Below are 24,225 nucleotides of genomic sequence, written 5' to 3'. Positions count from 1 at the left end.
ACAATAGGATATACCATTTAAAGCCTAAAAGAGCAAAAACCTGGGTGTATATTACAACTATGCGGCTAGATTTTGCAAAGAATGTGTTTCAATTACAAGATGTAAATATTAAATACATATAAAACACAGAGGCTTATTTGTTTTTTTTATACAAAAAAAAGACAAGATGCGCATGGACAATACTTATTAAAATCCATTAATATACAACGGCGTTCACAAATATAAAAATTTACAAATGGAATAAATCGTGTCGATGAATAAGATATTGGTTGTGTGGTCAAATTATTATAAAGATTTAGCAAAAAAACAATTAGATAGTTGTTTAAATCTGTTAAATCAATCGGAATATGAATATGCCGTTGAAACAGTGGAAGCGGGAACCTATGAGATTCCTGTGGTTATCCAGTATTTTCATCGCCATAATCCGCATGCTGGCTATTTACCTCTGAGTCTACTTCTTAAAGGCAGTACGGATCATTATGAGTTTATCTGGGAGCATGTGAAAGAGTGCTTTATCCAATTTACTAGGGATGGAATATTGCTTGGAAACGGCATTATTTCTGCGCCTAATATGGATGTATTGACGACAAGAGTTGAAAATTGTGAGCGAGTGACAGAAGCTTTTGATGCGCTTGATTACTTAATTAAATTTAAGAATAAATTTTCAAAGTAAAAATCTCAATTTCAAATAAAAGTAGATAAAGCCACTTGGTTTTATCTACTTGCTGACAACAACTCTTATTGCCTGAAGATTTATTGCAGAGAGATCTATAAAACTCTCGCAATCTTCGAGCTGTTTTTTGAAAAATAGAATTTCTTCTTTGCGAATAGACGGATTAATTTGTTGTAGGGCTTGCAGCCTTTGAATCTCTGGTTTAATGGTTTCACGCATTAACTTTTTTGCATTCGCAAGGATTTCTGGTGCTTGTTCTTCCGCAATTTTACAGCTGTGTACTAACATTTTTTCAACTTCATGGTGAACTTGTTTAATAATGGCTTGGCCCATATGTAGCTTTAAGGGTTCACATAGCTTGTTAAGTTGCTCATAATTCAATGTTTTTGATAAATTTTTGCCGGTTAGATCAACCAATACCCTAATGGGAGAGAGAGGTAAAAAGCGTTCAATTTGCAGTTGTTTAGGGGCAGCACAGTTCATTGTATAAAAGGTTTCTAACAAGAGGGTACCCGGTATCACACCTTTGAGCGATATTGAGCAGATGGTTGCATTGCCAAGTTCAGTACCTATAATCATCTCCATGGATTCAGAGACCATGGGATGTTCCCAACTTAAAAATTCCATCTCTTCACGGATTAAGGCTTTTGAGCGCGAGTAAGTCACTGTCACTCCATCTTCTTTTAAGCCTGGAAAATGAGTGGTTTTCATGTGATCCGTGGGGCGCAATATTTCGCAGGATTCTGAGTGGTATTCATGCTCAATACCATATTCCTGAAAAACGCCGGCCATGTAATTTTCAAGTTCTAAGCTAGTTTCTTCACACTCAATGTCGGCGATTAATTCTTTCGCGACAGGTTGTTTACAGGAGTTTAATTCTAATAGACGATCACGGCCTTCCTGCAGAGCCTCTGTAATTTGTTTGGTACGGGTTTTCGTATCAACGATAAGTTGATTAATCGTTTCTTCCCCATCGGCTTTGATAAGATCTGGTAAAAGTCGGTTTTCAAATTCTTCGAAAATGGAAAAACCAACGGAACAGCTTTTTTCAAACAGGTTTATACCTTCATGATACCAGCGAAAGAGTTTTTCTTGGGCGGTACCAAGTAGATAAGGGGCATGAATTTCAATGTCATGGCGTTGACCAATGCGGTCCAATCGACCAATCCGTTGTTCTAGTAAATCGGGATTTAGTGGTAAATCAAATAAAACCAGGTGATGAGAGAATTGAAAATTTCTTCCCTCGCTACCTATTTCGGAGCAAATGAGCGTTTGTGCCCCTTGTTCTTGCTCCGAAAAATACGCGGCTGCACGGTCGCGCTCTATAATAGATAATCCTTCATGAAAAGAGGCACTACGTATGCCGGCATATAATTTTAAATGATTCTCCAAGGCAATCGCTGTTTCCACTTTGGCGCAAATAATTAGTAGTTTCTGAGGACGAAGCTCTGTTAGCTTATCGATGAGCCAGACCACGCGAGGATCATTTTTTAGCCATTCTATTTGAGCAACTGTCGTTTCAGGATAGAGGTTTGATTCTAGTTCTGTTCCTGTAGAATATATGGCTGGTTTTGGCAAAGCATAGGCATGCAATTTTCGTTTAGGGAAGCCATGAATTGCTGTTCGCGTATTGCGAAACAGTACTCGACCTGTTCCATGTTGATCAACTAATTGATTAATAATCGTATCGATGCTGGAAGAGCCACGCTCTCCAAGGTATTTTTTAACTTCTGTTTCTAATTCGCTACTTATTTGATCAGTTTGATTTGCTTCCTGATAACACAATAGTTGCTGTACTAATTTATTGAGAGCCTGATAATTGGTTTCTTCTTTTTTGAATTCATTAAAATCATAAAATCTTGCAGGATCTAGCAAACGCAAGCGTGCAAAATGGCTTTGAATCCCGACTTGCTCTGGAGTTGCTGTGAGTAGTAATAAACCTTTGCTATGCTCCGCTAATTGTTCAACGAGCTTGTATTCAGGACTGACTGCTTTTTCTGACCAATGTAGATGATGTGCTTCATCGACGATTAAGAGATCCCAATTTGCATCAATCGCATGTTGTTGTGCTTGTTCATTTTCCATCAGAAAATTTAAGCTACAGAGCACAAGCTGTTCAGTTTCAAAAAGATTGTCTTTGACCGTTTCTGTAATAAGGTCAAAATCTTCCTCAATAAGACTATCGTCATCGTCTTGTCGCTCGTAACGACTTTGATCTAAGATGGCAAACGTTAAATTGAAACGGCGCATCATTTCGACTAACCATTGATGAATGAGGGTATTAGGAACCACAATGAGTACGCGAGTCGCGCGGCCAATTTGCTGTTGATAATGAAGAATCATGCCTGCTTCGATTGTTTTACCCAGCCCCACTTCATCGGCAAGTAACACACGCGGTGCATAGCGTTGGGCAACTTCATGAGCAATATACACTTGGTGTGGTAGATGATTAGTGCGTGAGCCTAATAGGCCTCGTGCTTTCGATTGTTGCAGGCGGCTTAAATGAGCTAGGGTATCCACTCGCAATTTGAATGAACTTAACTTATCGAATTGACCGCTAAAAAGCCGTTGCTCCGGTGTGGTTAATTTTATAAAACAATCTAAATCGATCTCATCAATTTCTATTTCATTTTCAGCTTCGTCAATGCCGCTATAGACAATAATCCCTTGATCTTCTGTTACTTTAGTCACTTTAATTTGTTGTTGATCGTGAGTAAAAATAATATCGCCTTCTCGATAAATAATACGACTTAATGGAGCATTAACTGCTGCATAGATTCGTTCTTCAGCGGCGGCAGGGAAACTAAGGCAAATATGCCGACCATTGACACTTGTAATAATACCTAAGCCGAGTTGTGATTCGGCATTACTTATCCAACGTTGGCCAATAACGAATGTCATCAATAAAAATCCTAAGTCGATAAATTAAAAAGAAGAATTAAGAACACTAAAGAGGCGATGGATTCTAGCACGATTTTAGTTTTTGCATCTATGATTAAAGTAGATTGAGGCTTAAGCCCAACCAATTCTCTACTCCAGAATGGGAGTCATTATCTGTAACACTAGCTGCGAAACGAGTTCCCCTATATAGTAAAAGTACAAGAGCGAAAATAAATTCTATGTACAATAACTTTAATGGAATAATAATGAGAATCTATCGTCTTGCGTTTCTTTTTTTGTGTGTGGGATTATCTCTTCAGGTTCAAGCTAAGGTTTTGAAAGTGGGCGTTTCATTTTATGATCCTCCTTTCGTTATCTTGGGTGCGAATAACCAATTCTTTGGATTCGATATCTCATTAATGGAGCATGTTTGTAAAACCATGGGTTATGAATGCCAATTTAATCCTATGCCCTTTAATGAGCTACTTGATTCCATCGACTCAAATAAAATAGATTTCGCAATTAGTTCAATTATTATCACACCAGAGCGTGCAGCAAGATTTAATTTCTCAGCGCCTTATTTAGTCAGTAAAACCCGTTTCCTTGCAGTAAAACAGCCTGAAGAAAAACCATTCACCTTGCAATCATTAGCCAATAAAAAAATTGGTTTAGCGGATAAAGTTTTTGCTGAACAACTTAAAGCGATGGGGCTTGATGACTCCCAATTTGTTGTCTTTAATCGAGATGATGCCCTAATACAAGCCTTGAATGACGGTAAGGTTGCTGTGGGTTTAATTGATAATCCCAGTGCAATCTATTGGCAAGAACATTCATCCGGCGCTTTAGAAGCGCAAGGTAAGCCGATGATTTATGGACTTGGTTTAGGGGTCGCTGTCAGTCCTGCCGATCAGAATCTCATCCCTGCGCTAAACATGGCTATATTGAAATATCAAAATAGCGATGATTTTATTGATGATTATCACAAATACCTATCTCATCTGTCTCATGCAGAGGAAAATAATGCGGACTCGCTTTAAGACTCCATCTAATTGGATTGTTTTTTTGACGTTTGTAATGAATGCGTTATTAACACAATTATCAATTTATTTGTACCTTGCCTCGATGCCGGCAATGAAAATTGCAATGCATACTAATAATTCTCACATTCAATTAACCTATTCCTATTTTATGTTAGGTATGGGATTAGCAATTATTTTTTCGGGATATTTCATTAAAAAAATCAGTTATCGACAATTATTACTGATCAATAATCTCATTTTTATCCTAGCTACGGCCTTAATTTTTCTCATTGATAATATATCAATTTTTTTGATTTTAAGGGTTCTTCAAGGTGTAGGTTGCTCTTTAGGGTCGGTGTTTATAATTATGGTCATTATCAGGGAACAATATGAGAAAAAAGCGTCGATAAGAGTCTTTTCTTTTTTATTGTCTGCCTTGGCATTAGTGCCAATTGTCGCTCCGTTTATTGGCGGATATGTCCAAGATATTTATGGTTGGAAAGGTAATTTTCTTATTTTATTGGTCATTTCTTTTGGACTAATGATAGCAACTTTTTTATTTTTCCCTAAAATCAAAAATAAAAGCGGCGCAGAGCTGCAAAAATCCTATATTAGTCATCTTAAAGAATACTTGAGGGACAAACATTTTTTTTCTCAAACTGTTTATTCAATTTTGATAGTCAATATTATTGTTAGCTACAATGTGGCAAGTCCTTTTTTATTACAAAATCATCTGGCAATTTCGGCAACTTTTTTTGGTTGGCTTGCAGCATTTATTGGATTTATGTTCAGCTTAGGGGCGTTTTGTAACAGTGGTTTGATAAAAAAATACAATATAAATTTTGTAGTAAAAATTGGTTTAATAATCAGTTCGATTGGAATGGCTTTATTTTTAATTTGTAGTTACTTAACGCCATATTCTGTCTCGGGTATTGTAGTGCCTTTTGCTATTGTTACTTTTGGCTTAGCCATTTTGTATCCTAATTTAACGGCCTATTCCTATGAAAATATCAAAGAAAATGCACTTGTTGCTGCCTCCTTATTTGCAACTTTAAATATTATTTCTAATTTTATTACGGTCTATATTGTTGCTTCAATTCCTGAAGAATCGCCAATTTTTTTCGCCTGGGTAATTACTTTGATGCAATTATTGTTATTAAGCTATTTTTATAAAAAAAAACCAATGGATAAGCAAACAGGGTGGGGCTAAGTTGCTTTTTTTAGGATAACTTGCAACCAACCGGGCTCACATAAAGGCTTATTTTTAAGTTTTGCTTTTAAATTTTCTAACTCCCAGAGCAAAACATGATTTTTCGGCAGTTGTTCAAGATAATCTTGTTGGTCGTTTAGCCAATAATCGATAGTTGTTTCAATTAAATTTAAGCCATAATGAACGTCGATGGATGCGACATTTATTTTGTGGATTAAAGCAATAATTTCTCCGGAATTAAGGTATCTTCGATGATAGAAACCCAGCGCTTGATGGAGTGTTTTACACCAGGTATCTATTTCATGGCCGTATTGCTGCAATTTAATGCTTCTGTCATACCAGAGCTCACTCGCTATCACGCCAAATTGGGCGACTCTGAGACATTCATTTAATGCTTTATTGGCATTGGGAATATGATGTAATACATTTGCAATAATAACCCATTCAAATTGCTCATCCGAGAAAGGAAGTACCCTGGCATCACCCACCTTGGCCTTAACTCCATTAGTTATTAATTGCTCAACGGTTTCTTCATGTTGATCAATTCCCATTACCTCGATTTTTAAGTTTTTTTGACAGTATTTGATGACAGCTCCTTCACCACATCCTACATCTAATAAGGAACTAGGTTGGGGAGAAAATTGACGAAGGGTCTGAATGATTGCTCTTTCTTGTTGATTTATATTCATTTTAAATTTCATTCCAATTGAGTTTTAAAATTTCTTGACATGTTATTAAACAATTCCCATCCCGCTTCAGTAAGCTGCGCATGCTCTCGAATAATAATTTCACCTTCTTTAAATTTATGTTGATAGGCAGAAAGGCGAAGATTGAAATCCCAGGGTAATTCTTTAATTCGCCTGTCATCAAGATGATTGTTTTCTTGCTCAGTTTTGTTGTCTCTAGTATCAAAATAATTATAAGCCATTTTGTACATGAGTATCAGCCGATAAAATACAAAATGAGCATGAAAAATACCCTTCATTGGCCGTGGGACTTTTCGCGCAGGTGAAATAAATGTTTGATCTGCTTTATTTAAGACAATGGGATCCAAACCCATTAAAATATTGAGATGTTGATGAGATCCTTCATGGATAATAACATCAAAATAGTAATAAATTGGATTAATGGATTGAGGTGGTAGTGCAACGGGTAATGCACCTAAATATTTCACACTAGATCCCGAATAAATATGGAAAACTCCCTCCACCAACTCTATTAAATTCAGATGGTCCATAATTTCATAATACATATCATTAGATGATAATTTGATCTGCTCTAATGCTTGAGAAAGATGAGATTTATTTAACTCAAAATTACCATCGCTAATACAATTGTAAACCCCTTGATTCCCTTGGTTTAAAATGTCATTCAGAAAGTTTATTTCCCATTCTCTATTTTGAAAATTAATAATATTAATCCCTGACACATAAAGCTCTTCTCTCGATAAGAGCGCACATAAATCTTCACATAATTTCTTGCAACTTTGCCGCTCGTTTTTGACCATAAATGCCAATAAGGAATAATAGTTAGAGTAAATATGTGATGAAAATTTTTTTGCGACAATTAAATTATTTATAAAATCGAGTTGCTGTTGAAAAGATTGATGAAAAACACGGGCACATTCTTGAATTAAAACAATAAAACTATTCTTGAGCTTCTCCCGAAAGAGCTGATGCAGGATTACTGCACCAGTTTGATTAGGATTAGGTTCAACTAAATAGTTATCCATTTTTTAATTAAATGATCTAACCTTAGGCGGGTGCTTGCACTGTTGCAATCATATCAATGCCATCTAAAACGATATCCGTTGGAATCGAAAATTGTTCCTGAACAATCGCTGAATCCTCCTGATCTTTTTGGCATTCAATGACTTCATTAATAAAATTATTCATAGTTAATCTCCTGGAATGATCTTCTTTGACTGGTTTCTTAGAAATCCTTTGCTTAATTATAATACAATTTTGCAGATCTTGCGGGCTCTCAGCACTGTGGAGCTAATATGATAAAATACTATCCAGAAATCATAGCTGACTAATTAAACAATGAGCGCAGTAAAATTGGATGTTAGTAAAGAGTTATCTATTTACCGATTTAATCAGGGTATCAAATTGAGCAGTTCAAACCCTTATAGAAAGGAATCGTTTGATTTCGATACCCGGCATACCGTTGGCGAAGTATTGCAATGGCGCTGTAGTGTTTATTTTGAAAATACGGAAGGGGTCATTTATCAATTGAATGAACGCAATGCAGACTTCTGTGGATTTGATTCTCCAACGCAGGCAATTGGCCAAAAGTATTTTGGGCTGCGTTTAGCAAAAACCAGCGACGCTATTCGCGTTAATGATAAAGAAGTCATGGAATTCGCTAAGCGCAAAATTTTTGACGAAGAAATTTGTGCTGAACAGGATGGGATTTTGCGGACTCTTTCCCTTAAATGTCCTTGGTTTAATGCAGAAAATAAACTGATAGGTTTATTCGGTTGTTCAATTGTATTAGGAGAAAATCCACTGGCCGAAACTCTCTCTACGCTGATTAGAATTGGTTTATTAGGCGGTGAGGAGAGTGCGTATTTTTCAAATAATTTAAATCTGACTCCTCGACAATGGCAGTGCGCGCAACTTTTAGTTCGGGGGCAAACGGCTAAAGAGATAGCCAAACAAATTAATTTATCTTATCGAACGGTAGAGCATTACATCGAAAATCTTAAAACGAAATTGCATTGCCAGAATAAGACTGAATTAATTATAAAGTTAAACGATATTCTAAAAAAAAACCTTAGTAATCATTGAAAAACAATAGGGTATTAATACGGTATTTATGGATTTTTTCTTATCGTATAGTGCCAGATATTTGATTGAATTAGGGTGATATTATGGCTGAAATAAAAGAGGTTAACGATTCTTCATTGGGAAAAAAAACGTTCTATGAACCTTATTATAATCCTAATAAATTATTTCCAATTTCAAGAAAAACACAGCGAGATGAGCTTAGTATTTCATCTACTCCGCCTTTCTTTGGCTATGACAGTTGGAATCATTATGAAGTTTCATGGTTAAACGAAAAAGGAAAACCTATTTTCGCTCTAGCTGAAATTATTTATTCCTGTCATTCTCCCTTTCTTATTGAGTCTAAGTCATTGAAACTTTATTTTAATTCTTTTAACAACACCAAATTCTCTAGTTTACAGGCCGTTCAGCGACAAATAATATACGATATAGAGGAAAAAATAGGTGCTAGGGTTGCTGTTCAAATTAATCCATTTCGTAGAGAAGAAACTCTTTATTTTGAAGGTAAATGCCTTGACGAATTGGATGTGGATTGCTCTATTTATACCGTTACCCCTTCATTGTTAACGGTGGAGAAAACGCAGGTTAATGAGAAGCTCTATTCAAATTTACTCAAATCAAATTGCCTAGTTACAAATCAACCTGATTGGGCTAGCGTGCAGATTATTTATTCAGGGAAAAAAATAAATCATGCTGGATTATTACGTTATCTTGTTTCCTTTCGAAATCACAATGAATTTGCCGAGCATTGTATCGAAAGAATCTTCATGGATGTTATGCGTTTTTGTCAACCTGAAGAATTGACTGTTTTCGGACGTTATTCGCGAAGAGGTGGTTTAGCCGTCAATCCCTTTCGCACGACAAAAAAAGAGTTAAAACTCTAATAAACTAATTTGCATTAAGCAAGAATATCTTGATTAATTTCGGCGATAGAAGTGACTCCCGTTAAGGTCATGGTAATTTGCATTTCTTTAGCGAAAATATCTAAGAGATTTTCAACACCGGCTTGGCCTGCGGTAGCCAAAGCATAGGCTACCGAGCGCCCGAGCAGCACGCCTTTCGCCCCAAGAGCCAGCATTCTTATGACATCAAGCCCGGAACGTATGCCTGAATCAACAAGAAGAGGGATAACATTGCCTACAGCATCGGCGATGAGAGGCAGTGCTTTAGTTGTTGACATCACCCCGTCCAATTGTCGCCCGCCGTGATTAGAGACAACGATGGCAGAGGCACCAAATTGAACGGCATCTTTTGCATCTTGGGGATCAAGAATTCCTTTGATAATCATTGGTCCTTTCCAAACATCACGTATCCATTCAAGATCCTTCCAGCTAATTGTGGGGTCGAAGTTATTAGTCAACCAATCAATATATTTTACCAAGGTCATCGCCCGACCGAAGTATCTTGAAACATTACCCATCGTATGCGGACGTCCCATAATACCCACATCATAAGCCCAAGAAGGTTTTGTTAGTGCCTGTAAAAATCGTTTTCCTGTTGAGAAACGCCCTGACATTCCAGAATGAGCATCACGATAACGAGCACCCGGCACAGGCATGTCTGCGGTGAAAACCAGCGCTTGAGCGCCTGCTGCTTGGGCTCTCTCAAGCATATTTTTTAAAAACCCACGATCTTTGAGAACATAAAGTTGAAACCAAATAGGTTGCGGACTTTGCGAGGCCACTTCTTCTATCGGACAAATCGATAGCGTAGATAGCGTAAAGGGTATGCCCTGTTTTGCAGCCGCTTTAGCGACTTGTACTTCTCCGCGGCGAGCATACATTCCTGTTATCCCGACAGGACCTAAAATAATTGGCATTGCTAATTTCTGACCAAATAATTCCGTCTTTAGACTCAAATGTTCTATTGATTTTAGAACGCGCTGCCGAAGGATAATTCTTTCCAGGTCTGTAGTATTTGCCTGTAAAGTATGTTCATTATAAGAGCCACCATCGATATAATCGAACAAGAAGCGAGGTAATTTACGTTCTGCAGCTTTGCGATAATCAGAGGGAGATGAGATAATCATAAATAGGCTCCAGTTTACATCATTAAAATAAATGTATAGGATCAAACAGATAAAGAGAAGAGAGTAGGGATTAAGTAAGCATTCAAATAGCTTAAAGATTTAAACGAAGTTAAATCGACCCAAAGGACAGAAAATTATGGCGATGACATGGAAAGAAACGCTTCAAAAAAAAATTATTGAGTTATATAAAGGTAAAAAATCCTCTGCTCTTATTAAGAATTATGCAAATATCTTTCCGCATTGCTATATCGATGACTATCCTATTGAGACTGCCATCAATGATCTTCCTTACATAGAAAAATTATCGGCAAAAAACCCCATTGAAATCGATTTCTATTACACCACTAGACAAACCTATCCCTTGAGTGTTCGTTTATTTTTATGGGAGCAGCCAAAACCGCTTTCAGTCATCTTGCCCATGCTCGAAAACTTGGGTTTATGTACCTACAGTGAAGGAACGCATGAATTAACTTTAAGCGGCAAACACTCCATCTGGATTCTCGATTTTTCAGTTTGTTATGGAAAAGATACACTTGAAATTGACAAGATCTCTACCTTATTCAAGGAAGCGCTCATACAGGTTTATTTCGGTTTCGCAGAAAATGATGGATTCAATAAGCTGGTTTTAGGTGCGTCTCTCGCTTGGCATGAGGTGATGGTTTTGCGAGCCTATGCGAGATATCTTCAGCAAATTCATTTTCGTTATACGCAGGCTTATATTGAAAAAACGCTCATTCATAACGCAGATATTACTAAGGTTTTGGTTGAACTATTCAAAAAAATGCATGATCCCAATCAAAAATCGAAAAACCAAAACGATAAAATGAAACAACAGGTTTTACAAATGCTTGAATCGGTTTCAAGCCTCGATGAAGACTTGATCATACGCCAATTTCTGGCTCTGGTTAACGCCACATTGCGCACCAATTATTTTCAGTCAACGACCAATAAAAAACCAAAAGAATATTTATCTTTAAAATTTTATTCGAAAGAGATACCAGGGGTTCCATTACCTGTCCCTTTATATGCAATTTTTGTTTATTCGCCTCAATTTGAAGGGATTCATCTGCGTAGCGCGAAAGTTGCTCGCGGTGGTCTTCGGTGGTCGGAACGTTTAGAAGATTTTCGCACAGAAGTGTTGGGATTAATGAAAGCACAGACGGTGAAAAATGCGATTATCGTTCCCTCCGGTGCGAAAGGTGGATTTATATTAAAAAAACAACTTATAAATCCCACTCGCGAAGTCCTTCAAGCAGAAGTGATTCGTTGTTATAAGTTATTTATTTCAGGTTTATTAGATCTAACGGACAATATTAAAGGAAAAAATTTCCAGCATCCTAAGAACGTTATTTGCTATGATGATTTTGATCCTTATTTGGTTGTTGCAGCGGATAAGGGGACGGCTGCATTTTCTGATATCGCCAATGAAATTTCCAAAAGTTATCATTTCTGGCTTGGCGATGCGTTTGCTTCAGGAGGCGTCACTGGCTACGATCATAAAAAGATTGGCATTACCGCGAGAGGGGCTTGGGAATCTGTAAAACGACATTTCCACGAATTAAATATTGATGCAACCAGCGCTAATATCACCGTTGTCGGTATTGGTGATATGAGTGGCGATGTGTTTGGCAATGCGATGATGTATTCTAAGCATATTCAATTAGTGGCTGCTTTTGATCATCGTCATATTTTTATTGATCCTAGCCCCAATCCTGCCACTTCTTACAAGGAGCGTGTCCGACTTTTTAACTTAGCCCACTCAAGCTGGGAAGATTACAATCCGAAATTAATTTCCCAAGGCGGTGGCGTTTTCAGCCGTAGTTTGAAATCGATTACGCTGAGTGCAGCAATAAAAAAACTATTGGGTGTCACCGCAAACACACTCAACCCCAATGAGCTCATCTGTGCCATCCTTAAAGCGCCAGTGCAACTCTTATTTAATGGTGGTATAGGAACTTACGTAAAAGCCAACACAGAAACTAATATTGATGTGGGTGATCACAGCAATGATTACTGTCGCGTTAACGGTGAAGAGCTGCGATGCAAAGTAGTCGCTGAAGGCGGAAATTTGGGCTTTACTCAGTTGGGGCGTGTGGAGTATGCACTAACCGGGGGGCTGATCAATACTGATTTTATTGACAATTCAGCAGGGGTTGATACTTCAGATCACGAAGTTAATTTAAAGATTTTATTAGACCACCAAGTTGCGGCTGGAAAATTATCAGAAAAAAGTCGTAATACCTTATTAGCGAAAGTAGCCGATGAAGTGGCTGAACTGGTATTGCATCATAATTATGAACAAGCCTTGTTAATTAGTTATTCAGCCCAGCGAGCAAAAATCAATAGTACTTTATATATTCAGTACATTAAAGAATTAGAAAGTCAGGGGCTTTTAGATCGAAAATTAGAATTTTTACCTGACGATAAAAAACTGATAGAGCGAAAATCGATCGATGAAGGATTAACTCGACCTGAGCTAGCTGTTTTAGTAGCCTATAGTAAAATTTATATTAAAAATGAAATCTTAAATTCATCTTTACCCGAAGAGCCTATTTTTAAGCAATTGGTTGAAACGGCATTTCCCGCTTCTATTGTGTCAAAGTATAAATCAGCAATGAAAGAGCATCGTTTGCATCGAGAAATCATTGCCACTCAATTAAGTAATCAAGTGGTCAATGAAATGGGGATTACCTTCATTTATCGGCTACAAATGGAAAATAGTGCGACAGTGAGTGAAATCGTTCGTGCTTATATGATTACTACCTTTATTTTTGAAACACGCGAAGTACAAAAACTCGTTCTATCGCTAGACTTTAAAATTCAAATGAACGAGCAATATAACATGCTCTACAATATCCGCAATTTCCTTAACTTAGCTACGCGATGGTTTCTAAACACTAATCATCTCAAGGAAGATTTGAGTACGCTGGTGAACTATTTTTCTAAGCAAATAAAAATCATTGAAAAAGTAACGCCTTCTTTAATGGGGGGCGCAACCAAACAATATTATGAAACGCTTACTCAGCAGTTTACAGTGGCCGGACTGCCTACAGAAACCGCGAAGCGCATTGCTACTTATCGAGCTATTTATTCAGGTCTAAACATTATCGAAGTGGCAACGCAAAATCGTTTTGATTTGATCAGAACAGCAGAAGTATATTTCTTAATTGGCGAACAATTTAATTTGCTTTGGTTCCGAGACCAGATCGCACGCGATTCTCGCGAAGGGCATTGGAACAATTTATCGCGCCTAGCAATTCGTGATGAATTAGATTTTGCCCAGCGAGCACTTTCTGAATCAATATTGAAATCAGATAAAAACAAAGCCGATGATGTTCCTACCCTCATCCAAAAATGGATGAAGCATAATGAGCGAATGTTAGGGCGCTGGAATAGGCTGTTAGAACAACTCCATGCGAGTGGTAGTGTTGATTACCCCCTGTTTTTTATTGCGATGCGAGAACTGATTGGTTTAATCGGAATAAGGCCAGCCGATTTAGAAACAAGATAAGGATGTTGTGAGCTGTACTTAATCTTTTCTTAATGTGAGGACGATATCATAGGGTATTTGCTCACTAAAGATAAAGTATGACTTATTATTACACTAATCCCAAATTCAGCTCTTTAGCGTTTCTCTCTCTTCCTGATAAAAAATTATTGTCTTTCATGAAAGAGAATCTATTTAGTCCTAATGCGCTATGGAGAAAAGATAATCCTTTTTTACATCTTATTTTGGCCAATGAATTATATTCATCGTTTGAGAAATTAATGGATTTAATTCCTAAGCGTATTAATCCTAATCTCTGTGATGGAGAGGAATTTGGAAGAAAATCGCTATTAATTTTACTCTGTTTATTGCCTCCTAGTCATTCTGTCGCACTTAAATTCATTGAGCTTTATAAACATCGCCTTGATTTAAATTATCAAGATATGACAGGAAAAACTGCTTTACATTACGCGATCATCCTTGGGCGGTATGATTTAGCGACACGTCTTATTGAACTCGGAGCTTCATTAGAAATTATCGATGAAGAAGGTCTTATTCCAGAAGAATATTTACACTGTCCTGCAGCAGTGATTATATCTACTTTAAAATGGATAGATATCGATCCCGAACGTGATATCAAAGCCTCAAAGAATAAGCTTTCTGATCATTTCAACCGGCCTTTGCAATTGCAAGGAACTCAATTATCCCAAGTAAAGAGCACGATTAAGCATGTTCTTGCTGATGAAGATCTGGTATTAGTGAAATACATCGAACACCAAGACGGAATTTGTAATACCTTCGTTGGAGATAGATGTCTCGAAACCTATAGAAAAATGCAACAACTTGCATTTAAGATTGCTGATAACAACGGAATTTCATTAAGAAAAATTTTTGTTATTGAACCCTTAGCAAAAGATGAGCAATTAAAATTTAAAAAGTCTTTAGAGGATTTGATGGGGGAACTTTCTGGAGTATCCATTTTTGATCAATGCGTGGCAGGCCATAAAAGATTGCAAGAGCTATTTGAAACTATCGCGTCAGAAAGAACTGCTTATTCTACTTTCAGGACCAATTAGAGCCAGGATACGCCTATTCCTAGACCTTGTGGCGGCTTTAAAATATCGCCGGTTTACTATTACAATAGACAGATAGTAACTTATTTTTTCTTCTCAATGTCTAATTTATTAAGTTTGGGTGAATGTGATGTCATTCTAGGCGAAACGCTAGAGTTTTTACGGAAAAACTGGCTGAACTCAGACACAGGAATTGTGGCCTGTTGTATCGTGGATGGCGATAAAAAAGCGTTTGCGACCAGTAGTAGAAATGTCCCGTTTTGGAAACATGCAGAAAAGAATGCTTATCTTGAATTTAAGAAACTTTATGCAAGCGAACCATCGCCCTCGGCAATTTTTGTGGTGACTTTATCGCCTTGTTTGAGTGATTTAAAATATCGACAAGAAGAATCCTGTTCAGCACTTTTACAGCAACTGGGAGTCAAGCGTATTCATTTCGGTGTACTTGATAAAATGCATGCTGATTCATTAGAGCAATACTATCAAATTGGCTTGTCTCCCTCGCTTTCAGAGCAGGGTTCCTATCAAATGATTTGCGAAAAATTAATGGGATTGTTTGCCCAATATCATTCGCGAATTAATTCCGATTTAATAGGAATAAAAAAAGAATTGGGCTCGTCTTTTTTTCGAGAGCTTGATGAGAAATTATTCTAAGGGATGAGTCATTTTTTTAGGATCCATCGCTTTGTCAAAATCTTCGCTGCTGATGAATTTAAGTTTTAACGCGGCTTCCTTAAGCGAAAGATCATGATCTAGAGCGTAATGAGCGATTTGTGATGCTTTATCATAGCCAATAATAGGAGATAAAGCGGTGACTAGCATTAATGAGCGTTCAACATAATGGGCAATTTTCTTTTCATTTAGCTGCATTCCTTCGACCAAAAATTCACGGAAATTTTTCATGCTGTCTGTAAGGATGCGAATTGATTTAGTGATATTAAAAATCATTAAGGGCTTGTAAACATTCATTTCTAAATAACCCCCTGCGCCACCAAAAGTTACCGCCACATCGTTAGCCATGACTTGCACAGCTGCCATGGTCATGGCTTCGCACTGTGTCGGATTGACTTTGCCAGGCATAACAGAAGAACCGGGCTCATTGGATGGAATAAGAAGTTCATAAAAACCTGCGCGGGGTCCGCAAGACAACAAACGAATATCATTGGCTATTTTATAAAGTGATACAGCTAAGGTTTTTAGTGTCCCCGATAGCTCAACCAGAGCATCATGCGCGCCTTGGACAGTAAATTTATTGGGGGCAGAAATAAAAGGGAGCTGCGTTAGTTTAGCAATTTCTTCAGCGACCGCTTTAGCAAAACCGGGTGCTGCATTAATCCCAGTTCCCACCGCAGTACCACCTAAGGCTAAACAATAAACACCGTTTAAGGCATATTGAAGGCGGCTTAGATTATCATCTAACATTCCAACATATCCAGAAAATTCTTGCCCAACAGTGAGAGGCGTCGCGTCTTGCAGATGAGTGCGACCGATTTTCACTACATCCATCCAAGCTTTCGATTTTTTATTTAAAGAATTGCGTAAATCGTTTAATGCAGGAATTAATTGACCGACTACAGCGATTGCCGCAGCCATGTACATAGCTGAAGGAAAGGAGTCATTCGATGATTGAGACATGTTGACATCGTCATTAGGATGGACCGGTTTTTTGCTGCCTAAAGGAAAACCTTTTAATTGAGCACAGCGATTGGAAATGACCTCATTCATATTCATATTAAATTGAGTGCCACTACCTGTCATCCAAACATGCAAGGGGAACATATCGTGATGCTGTTCAGAAAGAATTTCATCGCAGACCTTCGCGATCAATTGGCATTTTTCATGGGATAATCGTCCGTCTTTATGGTTGGCAACTGCGGCAGCTTTTTTTAATATGGCATAAGCTGTGATCATTTCTTTAGGAATAAGATCGTCACCGATACTAAAATGAAAGAGTGAGCGTTGCGTTTGTGCTCCCCATAATTTGTCGTTAGGTACTTGTACTTCACCCAAGCTATCTGTTTCTATACGGAATGAGGAGTTTGTCATATCCTATGACCTTTTTGGGACAGATGTTTGGAGTATAGCATAGCGAAATTAATAGCATGACTGAAAGAATGAGCAAAGCGTCAATCGTTGGTTTGCAAATGGGTTTGAGTGGCTTAATTTGCTTCTTGCTTTTGCAATATTTTCATTTGCATGAAGGATTTTGGTCGGTAGTGACCGTTTCTTCGATTACTCGCCCCAATCTTTCGGCAACTTTCATCAAGTCAGCGCTAAGATTGGGAGGTACTTTACTCGGCGCATTCGTTGGCTTTATCCTCGCTGAGCATATCGGCTATGCACCCTTTGAACTCTTCTTTACTATCTTAATCTTTTCTTTCGCTACGACCTATATTGGTTTGCAAACCAGGCCTTATAACTATTTATCCGTCGTTGCGGGTTTTAGCGCTGTTATTGTTATCGCCTCTTTTTTATTGGGTGATATGCAAGCGGTCGCAATTTATCGTACTCTCGAGGTCTGTGTAGGGATTATTGTGGTAGCTGTTGTGGGTTGGAGTCTATCGAATTTTGTACCCAGTGATTTCCATCTAATTGACCCTGAGGCGACGAAGAAAATTATTCGATCGTTTAAGGAAATTGGTTTTTCCAAGCCTGATTTAATCAATGCAGCGATTATAAGCCTCGCTGCTTCTCTCACCTTTCTCTCTTGGATAATTTTTCGTTATCCGCAAGGTGTATGGGTAACAATTACTCTGTTTGTTGTTATGGAGGACACAACAAAAGGCACTAAAGAAAAAGCACTAGCGCGGTTTCTAGGTCAATGTTTTGCCGCTGTTTTAGGGGGTGCTGTCGCAATTTTGTTTCCAACTAATATGATTGTTATTGGTCTAGTTTTAACTTGCGGATTTTTTCTCTGTGGGTTTTTGATTGGTAATGAAACCAAATTTTCGGCTACCGGCAATCATGCAGGCAGTGCGCTGGCGATAATGCTTTTAGCCGGACTGCCTGATGCTGCGTTAGAAGTAGTTGTCGGTCGTTTTCTAAATGTAATGGCTGGTCTTCTGATTGCCATGATAGTCAGTTACTTATTGTTTAAAGAAGAGCCTAAATCAATCATTACATAGTGTAATCCATACATAAGCTCCTTTCTCAGGAATATAAACTTTCTGGGTTGGGCAAGCCGTTCTTGGTGGCGGCATAGTGGGTGCATGTGAAGGGCAGATACTAGGGCAAGGATTATCCAGATCATAGTCCGGTTCGCATAAACGCTGATCCATGAGATTGCAAGTACAGGCACAGGAAGCTTGTAAAGTAAAAGGAAAGAAAAGAATAATAAGTATTCCGATGAGTTTCATAGAGCAAGTCCTTTGTGGCTGTTTGCAAATTAAAAGTCCATATGGGTAAAATTATAGCAAATATGGGCGAAATCATTTTGCGCTACAATTTAACTCTGAAAGCCCTTATAACAGTGAAAGCATGAAAAAATACCTTGCAAGTTTATTGCTGCTCGTTTTAGCATTTTTTACAGTCAATGCATGGTCTGCAATCAATGCTAGTCCAAAAATGGATAATAAAAGTCCTCCAGGAACTCCTAAGAATTTACACTTTCTTTTTGTCGTATTGGCGAAAGAAGGAACCATCGAAATATCCAATAGAGAAAAGCGAGAATTTATTCTTATTTTAAACAAGGTGAATCCTCAGGTTATTTATTTCGCTGATCGACCCGCACGCTTTAGTGGGCAACTCGAATTGAAAACTTTTTTAAACCAATGGAATCAAGGTTTATATAAAAAAGAACCACCCAAAGCCCTACTAGAAGTCGTTCGTTTAAATACAATTAATCAATCAGGGCAATCAGCGAGCTACTCGATCATTTTGGGTGAGCCGATATATAAGAGTGAGGCCAATCAACTGAGCGTGAAAATCTACCCCTTGCCTGGTAATGCTATGGAATTACCAGACACGGCACATTCTGATTATGTTGCGTTGTTTGTAGATAATTAGTGGGTGTAAATCGAATTGTCTATCCACTCCCGTGCCCGCGCAAGAAGCTCAACTTGAGGGCTGGGGAGAGGGAAAATCATTTTAGCCTGACGGCTATGGCACAAGGCTAAAAAGGTATTTTTCATGGAAAAAATGCTTATTTCAATTTTTATCCACAGGCTCTAGATCACTCTGTGTATTATTTATCTTATAAGGTAATATAGTCGGCAATAGGCAGAAACTTTAGGATTTTTCTTTGGAAAAGAAACTACTTACTTGCTATTTGATAGGTGAAGATCGTCTGTTGTTAGAGTGTGCAGAAATTCTTCTATCTTATAATCATTCGATCCTGGGTATTATCTCTCCTCTTCCAGCCGCTGAAGAATTTTCTATTCAAAAAAAAATACCCTACTTTTTTAAACTTAGCGATGCGGTACCGATTTTATCAGTGACTGCGTTTGATTATTTATTTAGCATCATCAATGGGTCGGTCTTACCGCGTTCCATACTAGAGCAAGCCAAATGCATGGCTATCAATTATCATAATGGCCCCTTGCCCAGGTATGCCGGTTTACATGCGCCTTCTTGGGCTATTTTGCATAAGGAACGAGTCTATGGTGTGACCTGGCATCAAATGGTTGAAGAAATTGATGCCGGCGATATTTTAATACAGGCGCCTATTGAAATAGAAGCTGATGAAACGGGCTTAAGTTTAAGCGTAAAATGTTATCAAGAAGCGATAAATACCTTCAAAGAATTAGTTTATGAAATTAGTTATCAACAGCTTCGATCGATTCCACAAAACCTAGAACATCGGAGTTATTTTGACTATTGCCAGAAACCGGCGAATGGAGGCTGGATCAGTTGGAATGATTCAGCGGAAACAATTGACAGAATGTGTCGCGCACTGAATTTGGGGCATCATCATCGCAATCGCTTCGGATTGCCAAAATTTAACATCGGCAAGGATTTTTTTCTCATTCTTCAATTGCATATTTTGGATGAGGAAACTTATCATGCACCGGGTACTCTTTTGGAGATAACACCGCAGTATTGGCAAATCGCAACCAAAACTCGGGTTGTGCAATTAGAGCAGCTCCTTTCCTTCCACAATGAAACAGTGAATTTTATAGAACTTGCTGAGCGTTTTCATTTAAAGAAAGGATCAGTTCTGCCCCATGTCTCGGAGAAGTTGCGGCTTGAATATAAATATTTTTGCGAAGTTTATGCCATTCATGAGATTTTTTGGGTGCGGCAAGAGAAATCGTTTATCCCAGCAACATTGCCTTTTCAAACGCTATCGATAAGCTCAGAAAAAAATTATCCTCTGAAACATATTGCTACGCTTAATGCGTCAACACTATTTTCATTTCCTACGAATGAATACCCCAATAATCCCTGCAATATTTTGTTTGCCGCTTTATATATTTACCTTTATCGTTTGGGAAATAAAGAAAAATTCGGTGTCGGTTTTTCTCATCCTCTTTTGCAACAATTACCTGAAGCGATCAAACCTTTATTTGCCCAGATTATTCCTTTTTCTTTTCAACTCAATGAAGATCTTACGGTTGAAGAAACCTTAAAAGAATTTTTTGATCGACTATTAAAATTTGATAAACATTTAAGTTTTTCACGCGATATTTTTGTTCGCTATCCGGAGTTATCGCCAAGTTTGCAGTCGTTCTATCCTATTACCGTAATGATTGGCCATGAAAAAGGATTTTTAAAACGTATTCAACATATCAATTCCTCAGTAGTGGTGACTATTTCTAATACCTACAAAATTCAATGGTTTAGTCGTGAAAAAAATGAGGATTTAAACACAATTCTGCGCAATAGCATTCAACATTTGCCTATCTTAATTGCCAGTATGCTCGAACATCCGACAATGCTGATTTCACAACTTCCCCTGCTATCAGCAAAAGAGACTAGCCAATTATTAATGACCTGGAACAAAACGCAAATTTCTACTTCTTATAAAAATGTGGTGCAACTTTTTGTCGAGCAAGTGCAGAAAACACCGGAGCAAATTGCTTTATCGTATGAAGGGCAAGTACTGTCTTATCAAGCACTCAACGAACAAAGCAATCAATTTGCCCGTCTTTTACAAAAAAATGGAATAAAATCAGCCAATCATGTAGCGATTTGTACCAATCAGGAAATTCATCTGATCGTTGGTTTATTAGCGATTTTAAAAATCGGCGCAGCTTATGTTCCCATCGATACTAATTATCCCTCATCCCATATTCAATTCATCTTAAGTGATAGTAGCGCGACGGTAGCGATCGCTTCGAAATCGCTAAAAGCTAAAATGCAAATTTGCTGCGATAATCAAAAAGTACCTTTGATTATTTTTGAGAATTTTATCAAGAGCGCCTCTTCTGAAAACTCAGAAAATTTTAATCTTGCCCCTTTTGATTCTAATAGTCTCGCTTATATTATCTACACGTCGGGAACCACGGGGAAACCCAAAGGAGTGATGATCCCTCATCGAGGAATAGTTCGCTTAGTCAATTCAACAAACTATATTAAAATTACAGAAAATGATCGCATCGCCCAGGCCGCAAGTATTAGTTTTGATGCAGCAACCTTTGAAATTTGGGGTGCTTTATTAAATGGGGCAACGCTGGTTGCAGTACCTCACGCAACCTTGTTTAATGTGGCGCAATTTAGTCAATTTCTTATTAAGAAAAAAATTACAGTACTATGGCTGACTTCGGCTTTATTTAATCAATACGCGTCGGTTAAGCCATCGATGTTCGCAAGCCTATCCTATTTGTTAATCGGTGGCGATATTTTAAATGCGGAACAAGTGATGAGGGTGATTCGTAGCGAAAAAGGGGCGCCGCGGCATATCTTAAATGGCTATGGACCCACAGAAAATACAACCTTTACCACAACCTACCTGATTAAAGCGAAAGAAGGTTATCAGTCCATCCCGATCGGAAAGCCAATTGCCAATACAACAGTTTATATTCTGGATAAATATTTACGTCCCACACCCATTGGCGCTCCCGGCGAATTATATACGGGAGGAGCAGGTGTGGCCTTGGGCTATCTAAATCGCCCTGAAATTACAACGGCTCGCTTTATTCCCAATTTATTTGATCCCAGCGATGAAACTTTGCTTTATAAAACGGGAGATATCGTTCGTTGGATGCCTGATGGCAATATTGAATACCTAAGTCGCCAAGATAATCAGGTAAAAATACGTGGTTTTCGCGTCGAACTAGAGGCTGTTTGCACCGTATTATTGCATCATGAAGCAGTTGATCAATGTGCTGTGAGGGTATATGAAAATGAGAAGCGACAAAAATCAATTGTTGCCTATCTTGTGCTGAAGCATGAAATCCCAATGGTTAATATCAAACAGTACATGGCAAGCCAACTACCTAAATACATGATACCTTGTTTTTTTATAGGGATAGATAAAATCCCTCTCACTTTAAATGGAAAAGTCGACTTTGAAAAATTACCAGCTCCCGATTCTTCAACTAATACGCTGAATAGCGAATATGTAGCACCACAAACTCAGGCAGAGAAAGAGATAGAAAAAATATGGAGTGAGTTATTTGAGCTCGACCAAATTGGTATTCATGATTCGTTTTTTGATCTCGGCGGGCATTCGCTTATGGTCTCCCAGTTGGTTTTAAAAGTGAAAGAGCAGTTACTCTATGATTTATCTTTGCAACAATTTTTGGAAAAACCGACCATTTTTCATTTAGCCCAACTGATTGAAACCAACGAAGAAATAAAACCTTCCTCATTCATGGCTCATTGGAAATTTGATATTGAGCTAAATTTGACGCGTTCATTACGAACAACCCAGCCAAGTACTTCTTCTGTCTTTACTTCGAGAAGAGAAACCGAACGAAGGTTTTTGGCTGAGTTGGACACGATAAATGTTCAGCCTCGAGCAGTATTATTAACGGGTGCAAATGGTTTTCTAGGCGCAAGCCTCTTAAACCAACTTTATCAGTTAACGTCAACGACGATTTACTGTTTAGTAAGAGGAACTAATCTAGACGATGCCAAAAATAAATTACAAAAGTCAATCGAGCTCTACGATCTGCATTTTGAGGACAGGGAGCGTATTCAGTTACTAGTTGGCGATTTGGGAAAACCCTATCTGGGTTTATCTATTGAAGAATTTATGACGTTATCGGAAAAAATCGACCTGATTTATCATAATGGTGCCGCTGTTCATCATCTCTATAGCTATGAAATGTTGCGTGCTGCCAATGTGCTAAGCGTTAAAGAAATATTGAAATTAGCAACCATTAAGAAGCAAATCCCAATCCACTATGTTTCAACTTTATCCGCTGCTGGAAATCATGTTGATAATTTTAATACGATTATTGAGGATTTTATTTATTCCCATCCTAACCCCCCTCCAGAAGATGGTTACAGTCAAACCAAATGGGTTGCGGAGCAAATACTAGCGAAAGCTCATCAACAACAAATACCAATCAAAATCTATCGACCGGCATGGATTTTAGGTGACTCTATTTCAGGATTAATTGCCGCTGAGCAAAATCATTTACTGCGATTAATTAAAGGCTGTTGTCAATTGGGTTATGCACCCTCATGGGATATTGAACTCGATATTCTTCCGGTGGATTATGTGAGTCAAATGATTGTTAAAACATCATTAAATACAAAAATACCGTACAGCTTGTTTAATTTAGTGAATACAAATAAGTTATCTTGGAAGAATTTAATAAGTTACCTTAATCAGCGGGGCTATAATTTGCAGCTCATTTCTCCTCATGAATGGCAAGCGAAATTACTTACTGAAATGAGCCCTGAGAGTACACTTTATTCGTTACTCACTTTATATATTAATCGAAGCGATAATGTTTGGATGGAAAAACTCGATCGAATATCTAGTGCAAATAATCAGAATACGCATTATGCTTTTCAAGCAAATGGTATGGAGTTTCCATTCATTAATAAGCAACTTCTAGATAATTATTTTAGTTTTCTAGAGCAAAGGGGATTTTTAGCGACTAATTCTCGTCATCTTCTGGCCTGACCAGAAGATCAAGGACTTAGCCAGATCGCCTGGATCCTCCAGTCAA

General features: G+C 37.9%; 18 protein-coding genes. 11 read left to right on the top strand and 7 right to left on the bottom strand.

Annotation, left to right across the window (positions count from 1 at the left end):
- Positions 1-253 precede the first annotated feature (253 nt).
- Positions 254-673 carry a 6,7-dimethyl-8-ribityllumazine synthase gene (locus tag Ldro_RS13965; RefSeq protein ID WP_065235944.1) on the top strand — a complete coding sequence of 140 codons (420 nt, stop codon included), beginning with the start codon at positions 254-256 and terminating at the stop codon, positions 671-673.
- 45 nt (positions 674-718) lie between these two features.
- On the opposite strand, the gene rapA is transcribed toward Ldro_RS13965, so the two are convergent.
- Positions 719-3,574, bottom strand: a complete 2,856-nt coding sequence (gene rapA / locus Ldro_RS13960; protein WP_058497042.1) for an RNA polymerase-associated protein RapA — start codon at positions 3,572-3,574, stop codon at positions 719-721.
- A 245-nt stretch (positions 3,575-3,819) separates the two neighbouring features.
- Between rapA and Ldro_RS13955 the strand changes: the two genes are divergently transcribed.
- Positions 3,820-4,590: a transporter substrate-binding domain-containing protein gene (locus tag Ldro_RS13955; protein ID WP_058497041.1), complete on the top strand. Its 771-nt coding sequence runs from the start codon at positions 3,820-3,822 to the stop codon at positions 4,588-4,590.
- 25 nt (positions 4,591-4,615) lie between these two features.
- Positions 4,616-5,782: an MFS transporter gene (locus Ldro_RS13950; protein ID WP_162263981.1), complete on the top strand. Its 1,167-nt coding sequence runs from the start codon at positions 4,616-4,618 to the stop codon at positions 5,780-5,782.
- On the opposite strand, the gene Ldro_RS13945 is transcribed toward Ldro_RS13950, so the two are convergent.
- Genes Ldro_RS13945 through Ldro_RS16390 form a run of 3 tightly spaced genes read right to left on the bottom strand, consistent with a single transcriptional unit; the run spans position 5,779 to position 7,677 of the window.
- Positions 5,779-6,471 carry a class I SAM-dependent methyltransferase gene (locus Ldro_RS13945; RefSeq protein ID WP_058497039.1) on the bottom strand — a complete coding sequence of 231 codons (693 nt, stop codon included), beginning with the start codon at positions 6,469-6,471 and terminating at the stop codon, positions 5,779-5,781. The genes Ldro_RS13950 and Ldro_RS13945 overlap by 4 nt on opposite strands.
- Positions 6,472-6,479: 8 nt before the next feature.
- Positions 6,480-7,514 (bottom strand): aKG-HExxH-type peptide beta-hydroxylase, encoded by a 1,035-nt coding sequence (locus Ldro_RS13940; protein WP_058497038.1) that lies wholly within the window; start codon positions 7,512-7,514, stop codon positions 6,480-6,482.
- Positions 7,515-7,536: 22 nt separating this feature from the next.
- Positions 7,537-7,677: a hypothetical protein gene (locus Ldro_RS16390; RefSeq protein WP_157066492.1), complete on the bottom strand. Its 141-nt coding sequence runs from the start codon at positions 7,675-7,677 to the stop codon at positions 7,537-7,539.
- A gap of 150 nt (positions 7,678-7,827) precedes the next feature.
- Between Ldro_RS16390 and Ldro_RS13935 the strand changes: the two genes are divergently transcribed.
- Together Ldro_RS13935 and queF are read left to right on the top strand one after the other, a co-directional pair.
- Positions 7,828-8,574, top strand: a complete 747-nt coding sequence (locus Ldro_RS13935; RefSeq protein ID WP_058497037.1) for a response regulator transcription factor — start codon at positions 7,828-7,830, stop codon at positions 8,572-8,574.
- 83 nt (positions 8,575-8,657) lie between these two features.
- Positions 8,658-9,455 (top strand): NADPH-dependent 7-cyano-7-deazaguanine reductase QueF, encoded by a 798-nt coding sequence (gene queF / locus Ldro_RS13930; RefSeq protein WP_058497036.1) that lies wholly within the window; start codon positions 8,658-8,660, stop codon positions 9,453-9,455.
- Between the two features lie 14 nt (positions 9,456-9,469).
- Here queF and lldD read toward each other — a convergent pair whose 3' ends face one another.
- Complete coding sequence (lldD, locus tag Ldro_RS13925; RefSeq protein ID WP_058497035.1) at positions 9,470-10,600, bottom strand: FMN-dependent L-lactate dehydrogenase LldD; 1,131 nt, start codon at positions 10,598-10,600, stop codon at positions 9,470-9,472.
- Positions 10,601-10,736: 136 nt separating this feature from the next.
- On the opposite strand from lldD, the gene Ldro_RS13920 reads away from it, so the two are divergent.
- From Ldro_RS13920 to Ldro_RS13910, 3 genes are all read left to right on the top strand, one after another.
- Entirely contained in the window at positions 10,737-14,111 is a 3,375-nt protein-coding gene (locus Ldro_RS13920) for an NAD-glutamate dehydrogenase domain-containing protein (RefSeq protein WP_058497034.1), read from the top strand.
- A 77-nt stretch (positions 14,112-14,188) separates the two neighbouring features.
- Entirely contained in the window at positions 14,189-15,163 is a 975-nt protein-coding gene (locus Ldro_RS13915; protein WP_058497033.1) for an ankyrin repeat domain-containing protein, read from the top strand.
- A 96-nt stretch (positions 15,164-15,259) separates the two neighbouring features.
- Positions 15,260-15,814: a cytidine/deoxycytidylate deaminase family protein gene (locus tag Ldro_RS13910; RefSeq protein ID WP_058497032.1), complete on the top strand. Its 555-nt coding sequence runs from the start codon at positions 15,260-15,262 to the stop codon at positions 15,812-15,814.
- Here Ldro_RS13910 and fumC read toward each other — a convergent pair.
- A complete protein-coding gene (gene fumC / locus Ldro_RS13905) occupies positions 15,806-17,206 on the bottom strand; it encodes a class II fumarate hydratase (RefSeq protein ID WP_058497031.1) in 1,401 nt (466 codons plus the stop codon). The two genes, Ldro_RS13910 and fumC, sit on opposite strands and share 9 nt — an antisense overlap.
- Positions 17,207-17,262: 56 nt before the next feature.
- Between fumC and Ldro_RS13900 the strand changes: the two genes are divergently transcribed.
- Positions 17,263-18,285 carry an FUSC family protein gene (locus Ldro_RS13900; protein WP_058497030.1) on the top strand — a complete coding sequence of 341 codons (1,023 nt, stop codon included), beginning with the start codon at positions 17,263-17,265 and terminating at the stop codon, positions 18,283-18,285.
- Here Ldro_RS13900 and Ldro_RS13895 read toward each other — a convergent pair.
- Positions 18,271-18,516 (bottom strand): hypothetical protein, encoded by a 246-nt coding sequence (locus Ldro_RS13895; RefSeq protein WP_058497029.1) that lies wholly within the window; start codon positions 18,514-18,516, stop codon positions 18,271-18,273. The two genes, Ldro_RS13900 and Ldro_RS13895, sit on opposite strands and share 15 nt — an antisense overlap.
- Positions 18,517-18,637: 121 nt before the next feature.
- Between Ldro_RS13895 and Ldro_RS13890 the strand changes: the two genes are divergently transcribed.
- Both Ldro_RS13890 and Ldro_RS13885 read left to right on the top strand, forming a co-directional pair.
- On the top strand, positions 18,638-19,165 hold the full coding sequence (locus Ldro_RS13890; protein WP_058497028.1) for a hypothetical protein: 528 nt from the start codon (positions 18,638-18,640) through the stop codon (positions 19,163-19,165).
- A gap of 235 nt (positions 19,166-19,400) precedes the next feature.
- Complete coding sequence (locus Ldro_RS13885; RefSeq protein ID WP_058497027.1) at positions 19,401-24,179, top strand: amino acid adenylation domain-containing protein; 4,779 nt, start codon at positions 19,401-19,403, stop codon at positions 24,177-24,179.
- Positions 24,180-24,225: the final 46 nt, after the last annotated feature.

Origin of the sequence: Legionella drozanskii LLAP-1 (genome assembly GCF_001467585.1) — a bacterium.
GTDB classification, from domain to species: Bacteria; Pseudomonadota; Gammaproteobacteria; order Legionellales; family Legionellaceae; genus Tatlockia; species Tatlockia drozanskii.
Note: the sequence above shows the minus strand (reverse complement) of the source record. Positions and strands in the feature narration are given on the sequence as shown.